Genomic DNA, 12,038 nt, shown 5'->3' on the forward strand with positions numbered 1-12,038 from the left:
AAGCTCAGCCAGCCCATCGACATCACCGACAACGAAAAGCCCGGCAAAACGCCGGGCTTTTTGCTTTTGCGATCGTGTCATCCCTTCCCTGGCCGGCAGGCCCGAGGGGGAATGACAGGGGACTGCGCTACTTACCGCTGTGCTTCCGTCGCCATCTTCACCGCGAGACCGGCGAGCACCGTTCCCATCAGCCAGCGCTGTATCGCCACCCAGCCCGGATTGCCGGCGAGGAAGGTCGAGATCGAGCCGGCCGAAATGGCGATGAGGGCGTTCACGGTGATGCTGATGGAAATCTGGATTGCGCCGAGCACGAGAAGCTGGGTGAGCACGCTACCGTCGGCCGGGTCGATGAACTGCGGCAGCAGCGAGAGATAGAGCACGGCGACCTTGGGGTTCAGCAGGTTGGTGAGGAAGCCCATGGCAAACAGCTTGCGCGGCGTGTCGCGGGGCAGCTGGCGGAGCTGGAAGGGCGAGCGTCCCCCGGGGCGTACTGCCTGCCAAGCAAGCCACAGCAGGTAGGCAGCACCCGCAAGGCGGATGGCGTCGTAGGCGTAGGGCACGGCGAGCACCAGCGCCGTGATGCCGAAGGCGGCGCAGAGCATGTAGACGACAAAACCCATCGCCACCCCGCCGAGCGAGATCAGGCCGGCCTTAGGCCCCTGGCTGAGCGAACGTGACACGAGGTAGATCATGTTCGGCCCCGGCGTCAGCACCATGCCGAGGGCGATTGCTGCGAAGGTAATGAGGCTGGCTGTGTCGGGCATTCGCGTTCCCTCGTGAGCTGGCCATCCAGCTCGCGAAGAGATGCCGGGAAACTGCAAAGCCCGAAAGGTGCAGTGGCATACCGTCAATTGCGGCAGCCGATCTCCATGTTGGGAGAAAAAAGCCGGGCGCGGAAAAGCTCCGCGCCCGGCTTCTCTGTGAGTTCGGGTCGTTGCTACTTCAGCGGCGCCACCAGCTGCAGGGCGCCGATGGCAAGTGCGGCGTTCAGGCCGGTCTGGTTCTGGACGCTGAGGGGCTGAAGGGCGATCGAGCGGTGCGAGCCGCCGACCAGCACGTGGGCGCCGAGGCCGACGGCGATGGTGGCTTCGGCGCTGGCGCCGACATAGTTGCCGGCCAGAAGGTCATGCGCGCTCACGTCCTTGGAGGGGGCGAGCACCAGCCACTCCAGGTTGGCGCCCTTGGTCATGCCGACGTCGAGGCCATATTTGTTGATGCGGCCGGAATAGATCTGCTGGGGACGGTTGCGGTTGACGGGAGTGAAGGTGCACTGCAAATCCTTGCTTGAACCGATGACGAAACCGGTTCCGCCGTCGACGGTGCAGCTCAAGAGCCCGATCTTTGCGCCGAACTGCGCATGGGCCGGGACTGAAAACGGCAGAAGTGCGAGGGCTGCAATGATGAGCTTGTTCATCGGAGGGTCCTTTCAGGGATGAAGCAATATCAACCGGATAGCCGCCGAAAGGTTCCCGTATGAGGGGCGGCTAGGCGATCTTGCGCAATTGCCGGCGAATCGCGTCGGCGAAGCGCATGACGCGCTGCGGCTGAGGCTTTTCTGCGGCATAAAAAGGCAGCATGGCGAAGCTGGCCTTGGGCGCGCAGGCCTTGAACAGCCCCCATTTCAGGATGCGACGCACGGGGCGGCGCATCACCAGCCTGTCGACCCACCAGGGGCTGCCGAGTGTGGTGACGGCGACGACATGGCGAAGATTGTGGAGAAGCGGCTTGATCGGGCCGAAATCGCTGCCGTGGTCGAAGGCGATGCCAGGCGCGAAGACCCGGTCGACCCAGCCCTTGAGCATCGCGGGCAGGCCGAACCACCAGGTCGGGAAGACCAGCACCAGAATTTCGGCCTCGCGCAGGGCTTGCGCATGGAACTCCAGGGCCGTTTCGTCGAAGCGCTCGCCATAATAGGAGCCGCGTTCGGCAGGCGTCAGGCGCGGGTCGAATTCGCTCCCGTAGAGGTCGAGCAGCGTCACCTTGTGGCCGGCAGCGGCCAGTTCGCGCATCGCGATGTCGGCGAAGTGGCGGTTCAGGCTTTCGGGCAGCGGATGCGACAGGACGACGAGGCAGTTCACGATGTGGCCCGCCGTCCCTTGTGTCAGGCGCCGCTGCGGACGCGTGCCAGGCCGTCGACGGCCGGCTTGTAGTTCGGGTCGAGGCGGACAGCCTCGGAGTAGGACTTGGCGGCCTTGGCCTTTTCGCCGCGGCGCTCATAGATCAGCGCTTGGTTGGCCCAGCTTTCGGCGATCTTGCCGTCGAGCTTGATCGCCATGTTGAAGTCGGCGAAGGCGTTCTCGTCGTCATTTGTGGCGAGATAGGACAGGCCGCGGCCGTTGTATGGCTCGGCGGCATCGGGCGACAGCGAGATCGCCTTGGAGAAGTCCTCGATGGCGAATGCGTGCTGGCCCTGCTGCTGATAGATCAGGCCGCGATTGTGGTAGGCGCGCGGATCGGTGGTGTCGAGTTCGATCGCCTTCTGGAAATCGTTGAAGGCGTCCTGGGTGCGGCCGGCCTTGCGGTAGAGGTTGCCGCGGCCGATATAGGCGGCGTCGTAGGAGGCGTTGAGCTGGATGGCCTTGTTGTAGTCGGCCAGCGCCGCAGCCTGATTGCCCTGGAAGCGATAGATCAGCGCCCGGTTGGAATAGGCCTGGTAGTAGCTGGGGTTGAGCTGCAATGCCCGGTCGAAGTCCTGCAGCGCCTCACGGTACTTGCCGCCACGGCCATAGGCCGAACCGCGGACATTGTAGGCTTCGGGATCGTTGGGATTGCTGGCGATGACGGCGCTCAGCGACGAGATGTTCTCGCTCGAACCCTGCATGGTGTCGATGCGGGTCAGCTCGCCGGCCGGGCCGCCTGACTGGCAGCCGGCAATGGCCAAACCAAGAATGAGAGCGGTCATGGCGCCCGCGCGCGCGGAAGGCCTGCGGTGGCTCACGACTGCATTCATTGCTCGTTGTCCCTCGCTTGCGCCCCGGGCAGGTGGCGCTGCATCCGGTGGCAATCCGGACAAAACAAAAAGGTGGTGGCGATGATTAGTCGCCCCACCTCGTCGTTATCCTTCGAAAAGGACCAAAGATAGGCAGATCAACGTGCCGGACGGGCACCGGCAGCCGAAGGAGCCGGACGCGGGGTGCTCGGCAGCAGACCTTCGCGCTGGGCGCGCTTGCGGGCCAGCTTGCGGGCGCGGCGAACGGCTTCAGCCTTTTCGCGGGCGCGCTTCTCGGAAGGCTTCTCGTAGTGACCGCGCATCTTCATTTCACGGAAGATGCCTTCGCGCTGCATTTTCTTCTTCAGCGCGCGAAGCGCCTGGTCAACATTGTTATCGCGGACGAGTACCTGCACGTGTGATCCTGTCTTTCGGGTTCTAATCTGAAGGCGCCGGCCATAGCCAGAATGCCTTCGCGATGGGTTCCACCGGGAATTGTCGGCGGCTGATAGCAGAATCAGGCCTGCCTGTCCACTGCAAAGGCCGCGTTTCCTGAGATCTGTGGGAAACGAGGCCGCGGGCGATGCGCACTTCCGCCGCATTCGTCGCTGAGGAAGCCTCTCTCATCTTCTGATCCCACATGCAAGGCATTCCATGCGTTCACTGATTTTCGCCCTGGCGCTGACGGCGGCCATTCCGCAGGCTCGCGCCGCCGATCTCATCGGCTTCTGGGATGAGCCCCAGCATGGCGGCAACAGCTTCAACCGTTTGCCGCCCGATCAGGCCTATTTCGATGCGCTGCGCGGCTATGGGGCGACCTGGGTGCGGCTGTCCTATGACAAGTGGAAGCCGGAGAAGCGCGACTTCCTGATCGGCACCGCCGACAAGTATGAGGGGCTCGTCGCCTCAGACGTGAAGACGCTGAAGGAAGTGCTCGACCGCGCCGACAAGGCCGGCCTCAAGGTGGTGATAGCGCCCTTGTCGTTGCCGGGCATGCGCTGGGCCCAGAACAACGACAACAGGTTCGACGGGCGCCTGTGGGCCGACAAGGCGTACTGGACGCAGACCGCCGCCTTCTGGCGCGACCTGGCGCGAGAACTCAAGGATCATCCTGCCGTCGCCGCCTACAATATCGTCAACGAGCCGGCACCGGAGAAGGAAGGCGGGCTCGCCGAGCACGCCTCGATCGCTGAAATGCGCTCCTGGTTTACCAGCAATGCCGAGAGCTCCCGCGACCTCAGGGCCTTCTACGACACGGTGATCAAGGCGATCCGGGAGGTCGATCCGGTGACGCCGGTCATGGCTGACGCCGGCTGGTATGCGGCGGCCGACGCATTCTCCTACTGGCCGGCAGCGCTGACCGACCAGCGCGTGCTCTATTCATTTCATATGTACGAACCCTATGCCGCCACAAGCGCCCCCAACATGAAGCGCGACAAGCCCTACGCCTATCCGGGCAAGGTGCCGTTCGGCGATGGCGAGCCGCAGAAGTGGGATGCCGAGCGGGTGAAGGCCTATCTCGCCCAGCCCATCGAATGGGCCGACAGCCGCGGCATTGCCCGCAACCGCATGGTCGCCGGCGAGTTCGGCTGCATGCGCCGCCTGCCGTTCTGCAAGCAATATCTCGAGGACGTGCTGACCAATCTCGACGCCAACAACCTGCACTGGGCGTTCTACAGTTTCCGCGAGGACGCCTGGGACGGCATGGATTACGAACTCGGCGCGGGCAAGGTGAACTGGAAATACTGGGAAGCCCAGGAGAAGAACGAGCCCGATCCGGTCAAGCGCAAGCCGACGCCGGAGTTCGAGCCGATCTCCAAGCGCCTGGCTGCATCCAAGTAAACTGCCTACACCAAAAACTTCAGGCCGTTGACGATCTTATCGACGAGCTTGCGATCGCCATGCAGGCCGAGTCCGACGAGCTCGAGCTCGGCTGTGGGTGTCGCCGCCACCGAAGCGCGGTTGTCGGCGTCGTTGCTGGTGGCAAACAGCGGGCGTGTGTAGATGGAGAAGGGGATGCCGCGCGAGCGGGCCCGCTCGAAGGTGCGCCGCATCGTCTCTACGTCCGCGCCATAGACGAAGACCGGCTCGCGGATCATGGCGAGATAATAGTTGTCGTTGCCATCGCGATAGGCTTCGCCAGCCATTTCAGGAAAGCGGTGCATCAGACCGCCGGTCAGGAAGGCCGAGATGTTGACCTTCTGCCAGGCGGCGAGATGGTCGAGGAGGATCAGGGCGGTTTTGTCGGGTACATCATGGCCGGAGGTTAGCTGCTTGCGCCTGACAGGGTCTTGAACGTTTGTGCAAGCCCCACGACATTGCTGCCTTGGGAACCGCGGATCCGCCCTGGATGATCAACGACTTCATCGCCACCGACGAACCGACCCAGGGCTTGCAGCGCCTTGTCGCGCGCTTCGGCGGCCATGCCTACGATCCGCACCGCCACGAAACCTATGCCGTCGGTCACACGCTGTCGGGCGCGCAGGCCTTCCGCTATCGCGGCAGCGACAGGGTCAGCGTCCGCGACGAATGCATGGTCATTCACCCCGACGAGGTGCATGACGGTCATGCCGGCGCGCCCGAGGGCTTTTCCTATCGCATGCTCTACATCGAGCCGTGGCTCATCTGCCGGGCGCTCGGCCGCGACAGGCTTTTGCCGTTCGTGCCAGGCGTTGTCGAGCGCGACGCCGGGCTTGCCGCTCTGATCGACGAGGCCTTCACCGACTTCCCCGGCGCCATGGAGCCGCTGCAGGCCGATGCCTTCATCGCCGATGTCGCCCAGCATCTGGCCCGTCGCAGCGACGACGCAAGGCCACGGCGCACGGCGCAGCTTCCCGTCGACGAGGTTGCCGCAGCACGCTCGTTCCTGGCCGAGGAGTTCGACCGGCCGGTGAGTTCTGATGATCTCGAACGCATCACCGGGCTCGACCGCTTCGAGCTTTCGCGCGCCTTCCGCCGGCTTGTCGGCACCTCGCCGCACCGCTATCTCGTCGGGCGCAGGCTGGCGAATGCGCGCTCGCGCATGGCAGCCGGCGAGCCGTTGGCCGAGGTCGCCGCAGCCTCTGGTTTCGCCGACCAGAGCCACATGACACGCCACTTCCGCGCCCGCTTCGGCATCACGCCGGGGCGTTTCACTACGCTCGCGAGCTCTGCCAAGGCCTGATAACTGGCCCCCACAGTACCGCATCGTGCACCATGAAAGCTCGGCCGGGCAGGTTTATTGCAACCTGTCCCTTTGAGAATGTTCCCGGAGTCATGCCGTGACCGATACAGCCATTTCAGCCCGTTCGTCTTCCGCCGATGGCACGGTGATGGCAATTCTTCTTGCGGTCAGCTTCAGCCATTTCCTCAACGACGTTATGCAGTCGCTGATCTCGTCGCTCTATCCCATGCTGAAGAACGACTACAAGCTCGACTTCTGGCAGATCGGCCTTTTGACCACGACCTTCCAGGTCACCGCGTCGCTGCTGCAGCCGGTCATCGGCATGTACACCGACAAGAAGCCGCTGCCGTTCTCGCTGCCCATCGGCATGTGCCTGACGCTGATCGGCCTGCTGACGCTGGCCTTCGCGCACAGCTACGAAATGCTGCTCGTCGGTTCGGCCTTTGTCGGCCTGGGTTCGGCGATTTTCCATCCCGAATCGTCCCGCGTGGCGCGCCTCGCCTCCGGCGGCCGCTTCGGCCTTGCCCAGTCACTGTTCCAGGTCGGCGGCAATTTCGGCTCGGCGCTCGGGCCGCTGCTCGCGGCCTTCATCGTCGTGCCTCTGGGGCAGGGCGGCATCGCCTGGTTCTCGATCGCGGCCATGGTCGGCATCGTCGTGCTCGTCCGCGTCAGCGTCTGGTACAGCCGCCACATCGTCAGCGCCGCCAAGCGCGCGGCACCCACGCTGTTCAATCCGCTGCCGCGCAAGAAGGTGCTGTCGGCGCTTGTCGTTCTGGCCATCCTCGTCTGCTCCAAGCAGGCCTATACGGCGAGCCTGTCGAGCTACTACACCTTCTATGTCATCGAGCGCTTCGGCGTAACGGTGCAGGAATCGCAGTACCTGCTGTTCCTGTTCCTCGGATCGGCCGCCCTCGGCACTTTCCTCGGCGGCCCGATCGGCGACCGCTTCGGCGCCAAGACGGTGATCTGGTTCTCGATCCTCGGCGTGCTGCCGTTCACGCTGATGCTGCCCTATGCCGATCTGTTCTGGACCAAGGTGCTGACGGTGCTGATCGGCCTGATCCTGGCGTCGGCCTTCTCGGCCATCGTCGTCTTCGCCCAGGAGCTGGTGCCCGGCCGTGTCGGCCTCATCGCCGGTATCTTCTTCGGCTTCGCGTTCGGCATCGGTGGCATCGCAGCAGCCGTCCTCGGCGTGATCGCCGACTCACGCGGCATCGAATACGTCTTCAAGCTCTGCTCGTTCCTGCCGATGCTCGGCCTGCTGACGATCTTCCTGCCCAACATGAAGGCCGCGCGCCTCGGCACGGCCTGATCGCTCTGGCACCCCCGAGACGCGGGTCTCGGGGGTGTTTTGGTCTCAGAGCCGGTTGATCGACACCCCGCCGTCGGCGAGCAAGGCGGCACCGGTGGTGAAGCTCGAGGCTTCCGAGGCGAGGTAGAGCGCCGAGCGGGCAATCTCCTCCGGGCGGGCGATGCGCTTCAGCGCATGCAGGCCCTCGACGAAGGCGCGCTCGTCGGCGGTCTTGAAAGTCGCCATCGGCGTGTCGGTGCCGCCGGGCAGCAGCGCGTTCACTCGGATGCCTCGCGACCCGTATTCCGCGGCCAGCACCTGCGTCAGGCCGATCAGGCCGGCCTTGCTCGCGGCATAAGCCGCCATACCCGGCATGCCCGCGGTGTAGCCGACGAAGGTCGAGGTGAAGATCAGCGAGCCCGAGCCGCGCTTCAGCATCGCGGGGATCTGGTGCTTGGCACCGAGATAGGCGCTGGTCAGGTTGGTCTCCATCACCTCGGTCCAGCCTGCCAGTTCCAGTTCGGTGATCGGGCCCATCTCGCCGACCAGGCCGACATTGTTGAAGGCGATGTCGAGGCCGCCGAACAACGTCTCCGCTTTCTCAACCAGGGCTTGGGCAAAGGCTTCGTCCTTGACGTCGCCGGCCAGTGCGACCGCATTGCCGCCGTCGGCGCGGATTTCCCTGGCCAGTGCTTCCAGTGGGAGGGCGCCGCGCGCTGCAAGCACCAGGTGCGCACCTTGCCGCGCAAACAGCTTTGCCGTCTCGCGGCCGATGCCGGAGCTCGCTCCGGTCACGATTGCGACTTTTCCATTCAGATCGAACATGTTTGCTCCTGTGGCAGTTGGCCGGACGCTTCCGGCTCTGGCGTACAGGTCGCAATTCACAGCATCACGGGCCACCCGATACGTGCGGCAAGAATCGACGACAAGACGGGTGTCGCAAACGGACGGCGCAAAACGGCAGACACCGTCGCAAACAGGGCAAGGGTGACAGCGCCTTTTCGCTAGTGCTACACCTCGCGCTCTGACGCTTCCGGCATCTGCGAGGCCCTGAAAAAATGCGGAAATATTCGGTTTTTGCCATCGCCCGCGAGGCCATGCGCGGACACAAGGGCTGGGAGGAGCAGTGGTCCTCGCCCGAGCCGAAGAGCGAATACGACGTCATCATCGTCGGCGCCGGCGGCCATGGCCTGGCCACGGCCTATTATCTGGCCAAGGAGCACGGCATCACCAACGTGGCGGTGCTGGAAAAAGGCTGGCTCGGCGGCGGCAACACCGGCCGCAACACCACCATCATCCGCTCCAACTATCTCTATGACGAATCGGCCGGCATCTACGACCACGCCGTGAAGCTGTGGGACGGGCTCAGCCAGGACCTCAATTACAACGTCATGTATTCGGCGCGCGGCGTCATGATGCTGGCGCACAACGTACACGACGTGCAGGTGCTGAAGCGCCATGTGCATGCCAACAGGCTGAACGGCATCGACAACGAGTGGCTGACGCCTGAGGAAGCCAAGGCCTACTGCCCGCCGCTGAACATCTCGGCCAGCGCCCGTTACCCGGTCGTCGGCGCGACGCTGCAGCGCCGTGGCGGCACCGCGCGTCATGACGCGGTCGCCTGGGGTTATGCCCGCGGCGCCTCCGATCGCGGCGTCCACATCATCCAGAACTGCGAGGTCAAGGGCATCCGCCGCACCGCCGACGGCCGTGTCTCGGGCGTCGAGACGTCGAAGGGGTTCATCGGCGCCAAGAAGGTCGGCGTGGTTGCCGCCGGCCACACCTCGGTGCTGATGGACATGGCCGGCGTGCGCATGCCGCTCGAAAGCTATCCGCTGCAGGCGCTGGTGTCGGAACCGGTCAAGCCGGTGTTCCCGTGCGTGGTCATGTCCAACACGGTTCATGCCTACATCTCGCAGTCGGATAAGGGCGAATTGGTCATCGGCGCCGGCACCGACCAGTACACCTCCTATTCGCAGACCGGCGGCCTGCACATCATCAACCACACGCTCGACGCCATCTGCGAGATGTTCCCCATGTTCACGCGCATGAAGATGCTGCGTTCGTGGGGCGGCATCGTTGATGTCACGCCTGACCGTTCGCCGATCCTGGCCAAGACCCCGGTGCAGGGGCTCTACGTCAATTGTGGCTGGGGCACCGGCGGCTTCAAGGCGACGCCCGGCTCGGGGCACGTCTTCGCCCACACCATCGCCCGCGACGAGCCGCATCCGATCAACGCGCCGTTCACGCTGGAGCGCTTCCGCACCGGCCGCCTGATCGACGAGGCGGCAGCGGCGGCCGTCGCCCACTGATGACGATGCTCGCCGCCACCATTGCGGCAGTTGCCGCGCCGCTGGTCCTCGCCAACGAGAAGGGCATGCTGCATGTCCCCGACGTCAGCGAGGTACGGCTGCAGACGATCAGCCGCAGCGACAACGAGACGGAGTGGCCGTTCTCTGTCGCTTCGGGCCTGCTCGCCTGTGTCTGGAGCGGTGGGCGCAAGGTGGTTTCCTTCATCGAGACGACAGACGATCCCGACGACGAGCACGAGGCGCCACCCGGCCGCCACGTGATCGTCTCGGCCAATCCGTTCGAACTTACCTTCCTCAACATCTCGAGCCGCGACCTGTTTCTGCCTGCCGATACTGTCGAGACGCTGATCAGACGCGTCGCACCGTTCGAGGCATTGGGCCAAAGGCTCTGCGACCAGCCGCAAGGCACCATTGTCGGACCCGGCGAACTCTAGGGATTTATCCAGATGCTTCTCATTCGTTGCCCTTATTGCGAGGAAGAGCGCCCCGAGCTCGAATTCCGCAACGCCGGCGAGGCGCATATCGCCCGTCCGACCGACATCGCTTCGATCTCCGACGAGGACTTCGAGAAGTTCTTCTTCATCCGCTCGAACCCCAAGGGTCTCGTTTTCGAACGCTGGCGCCATGTCCATGGCTGCGCCCGTTTTTTCAACGCGGCGCGCGACACGGTCTCGGACAAGTTCCTTTTGACCTACAAGGCCGGTGAGCCGAAACCTGACGCCTCGACGCTTCACGCCGAAGGCGGTCCCGCAGCCTGGGCCAACCGCCCGCCGGACCAGCTCAACGAAAAGCCCAAGGCAAAACGCTCCACCAAGGGAGAGGCATGATGGCCGGTTCCTACCGCATTTCCGGCCAGGGCCGCCTGACGCCGGCGAAGACCGCGCGCTTCACCTTCGACGCCAAGTCGATGACGGGGCTTGCGGGCGACACCGTGGCGTCGGCGTTGCTCGCCAATGGCGTGCATCTCGTCGGCCGCTCGTTCAAGTATCACCGCCCGCGCGGCATCCTGTCGGCCGGCGCCGAGGAGCCGAACGCGCTGGTTACCGTCAGCCGCGACGCCGCGCGCAAGACGCCCAATGTTCGTGCCACCGTGCAAGAACTTTATGACGGGCTCGACGTCGCCTCGCAGAACCGCTGGCCGTCGCTCTCGTTCGACGTCGGCGCGGTCAACGACCTCGCTTCGCCGTTCTTCTCGGCCGGCTTCTACTACAAGACTTTCATGTGGCCGAAGGCTGCGTGGAAGAATTTCTACGAGCCCAACATCCGCTCGGCCGCCGGTCTGGGCGTCGCGCCCGACCAGCCCGATCCAGACCACTATTCGTCGCGCTATGCCCATTGCGAAGTGCTGGTGCTCGGCGGCGGCGCATCCGGCCTTGCCGCAGCCCTTGCTGCGGCCGAAACCGGCGTGCGTGTCATCATCTGCGATGAGCAGGCCGAGTTCGGCGGCGCACTGCGCTTCGAAAAAGGCGCTGTCATCGACGGACAGGACGGCTGGGCATGGGCGCAAGGCGTTGCTGCCAAGCTCGCCGCCATGGACAACGTCACGCTTCTGTCGCGCACCACGGCGTTCGGCTACTACGCCCAGAACTTCGTCGGCCTGACCGAGCGTGTTACCGACCATCTCGCCAGCCCCGATCGCGAGGCACCGCGCGAGCGGCTGTGGCAGGTCCGCGCCAAGCGCGTGGTCATCGCCACCGGCGCCATCGAGCGCCACATGGTGTTCGCCAATAACGACCGCCCCGGCGTCATGCTGGCGTCCGCCGCGCGCATCTATCTGAACCATTATGGCGTCACCGTCGGCCGCAATGTCGGCGTCTACACCGCCAATGACAGCGCCTACGCCGCAGCGATCGACCTCAAGAAGGCCGGCATCGGCATCGCCGCAATCGTCGACCTGCGCGACAACCCGTCCGGACCGTTGGTCGACGAGGCGCGCGCTCTCGGCATCGAGGTCAATCACGGCCGCGCCGTCACCAGCGTCAACGGCAGCCAGCGCATCAAGTCGATGACCGTGCAGGCCAAGGCCGGCGGCGCCGAGCGCACCATCGCCGTCGACGCGCTCTTGATGTCGGCCGGCTGGACGCCGTCAGTGCACATGTTCTCGCAGTCGCGCGGCAAGGTCGCCTTCGACGCCGACACGCGCCGCTTCCTGCCGGGCACCTACGCCCAGGACTGCGTCTCGGTCGGCGCCTGCAACGGCTCAGACGGCCTGGAAGACACGATCTCGCAGGCGCTGGAAGCCGGGGGCCCCCCCCCCCCCCCCCCCCGCTGCCGGCGGCGCGGCCTCGGACGTCTGGGTGATGGAGGCGCGGATGAGGGGCGGCCCGTTGTCGATGGGCCGAG

14 protein-coding genes are annotated in these 12,038 nt (G+C 64.9%); 7 read left to right on the top strand and 7 right to left on the bottom strand.

Annotation, left to right across the window (positions count from 1 at the left end):
• Positions 1–131 precede the first annotated feature (131 nt).
• The 5 genes from NDO48_RS28665 to rpsU form a co-directional block, all read right to left on the bottom strand.
• Entirely contained in the window at positions 132–764 is a 633-nt protein-coding gene (locus NDO48_RS28665) for a LysE family translocator (protein ID WP_018429415.1), read from the bottom strand.
• A gap of 173 nt (positions 765–937) precedes the next feature.
• Positions 938–1,414, bottom strand: a complete 477-nt coding sequence (locus NDO48_RS28670; RefSeq protein ID WP_018429414.1) for a DUF992 domain-containing protein — start codon at positions 1,412–1,414, stop codon at positions 938–940.
• 70 nt (positions 1,415–1,484) lie between these two features.
• The gene (locus NDO48_RS28675) at positions 1,485–2,078 is read right to left on the bottom strand and encodes an NAD(P)H-dependent oxidoreductase (RefSeq protein ID WP_018429413.1); all 594 of its coding nucleotides are present in this window, start codon (positions 2,076–2,078) and stop codon (positions 1,485–1,487) included.
• A gap of 23 nt (positions 2,079–2,101) precedes the next feature.
• On the bottom strand, positions 2,102–2,902 hold the full coding sequence (locus NDO48_RS28680) for a tetratricopeptide repeat protein (RefSeq protein WP_416377228.1): 801 nt from the start codon (positions 2,900–2,902) through the stop codon (positions 2,102–2,104).
• Between the two features lie 185 nt (positions 2,903–3,087).
• Positions 3,088–3,345 carry a 30S ribosomal protein S21 gene (gene rpsU, locus NDO48_RS28685; RefSeq protein WP_018429411.1) on the bottom strand — a complete coding sequence of 86 codons (258 nt, stop codon included), beginning with the start codon at positions 3,343–3,345 and terminating at the stop codon, positions 3,088–3,090.
• Between the two features lie 238 nt (positions 3,346–3,583).
• On the opposite strand from rpsU, the gene NDO48_RS28690 reads away from it, so the two are divergent.
• Entirely contained in the window at positions 3,584–4,771 is a 1,188-nt protein-coding gene (locus NDO48_RS28690; RefSeq protein WP_018429410.1) for a glycoside hydrolase family 5 protein, read from the top strand.
• Positions 4,772–4,776: 5 nt separating this feature from the next.
• Here NDO48_RS28690 and NDO48_RS28695 read toward each other — a convergent pair whose 3' ends face one another.
• On the bottom strand, positions 4,777–5,163 hold the full coding sequence (locus tag NDO48_RS28695; RefSeq protein WP_323848134.1) for a DUF2000 domain-containing protein: 387 nt from the start codon (positions 5,161–5,163) through the stop codon (positions 4,777–4,779).
• 116 nt (positions 5,164–5,279) lie between these two features.
• Between NDO48_RS28695 and NDO48_RS28700 the strand changes: the two genes are divergently transcribed.
• Positions 5,280–6,092, top strand: a complete 813-nt coding sequence (locus tag NDO48_RS28700; protein ID WP_018429408.1) for an AraC family transcriptional regulator — start codon at positions 5,280–5,282, stop codon at positions 6,090–6,092.
• Positions 6,093–6,240: 148 nt separating this feature from the next.
• Positions 6,241–7,404 carry an MFS transporter gene (locus NDO48_RS28705; RefSeq protein WP_018429407.1) on the top strand — a complete coding sequence of 388 codons (1,164 nt, stop codon included), beginning with the start codon at positions 6,241–6,243 and terminating at the stop codon, positions 7,402–7,404.
• A gap of 45 nt (positions 7,405–7,449) precedes the next feature.
• On the opposite strand, the gene NDO48_RS28710 is transcribed toward NDO48_RS28705, so the two are convergent.
• On the bottom strand, positions 7,450–8,208 hold the full coding sequence (locus NDO48_RS28710) for an SDR family oxidoreductase (protein ID WP_018429406.1): 759 nt from the start codon (positions 8,206–8,208) through the stop codon (positions 7,450–7,452).
• Between the two features lie 233 nt (positions 8,209–8,441).
• On the opposite strand from NDO48_RS28710, the gene NDO48_RS28715 reads away from it, so the two are divergent.
• From NDO48_RS28715 to NDO48_RS28730, 4 genes are all read left to right on the top strand, one after another.
• Positions 8,442–9,695 carry a sarcosine oxidase subunit beta gene (locus NDO48_RS28715; RefSeq protein WP_018429405.1) on the top strand — a complete coding sequence of 418 codons (1,254 nt, stop codon included), beginning with the start codon at positions 8,442–8,444 and terminating at the stop codon, positions 9,693–9,695.
• Positions 9,695–10,129, top strand: a complete 435-nt coding sequence (locus NDO48_RS28720; RefSeq protein ID WP_018429404.1) for a hypothetical protein — start codon at positions 9,695–9,697, stop codon at positions 10,127–10,129. The genes NDO48_RS28715 and NDO48_RS28720 overlap by 1 nt, the downstream gene beginning before the upstream one ends.
• Before the next feature lie 12 nt (positions 10,130–10,141).
• Positions 10,142–10,522: a sarcosine oxidase subunit delta gene (locus NDO48_RS28725; RefSeq protein ID WP_018429403.1), complete on the top strand. Its 381-nt coding sequence runs from the start codon at positions 10,142–10,144 to the stop codon at positions 10,520–10,522.
• A partial coding sequence (locus NDO48_RS28730; RefSeq protein ID WP_267322865.1) for a 2Fe-2S iron-sulfur cluster-binding protein occupies positions 10,522–12,038 on the top strand: 1,517 nt, incomplete at its 3' end. The genes NDO48_RS28725 and NDO48_RS28730, both read left to right, overlap by 1 nt.

This window comes from Aminobacter sp. MET-1 (genome assembly GCF_026521175.1).
Lineage (GTDB): Bacteria > Pseudomonadota > Alphaproteobacteria > Rhizobiales > Rhizobiaceae > Aminobacter.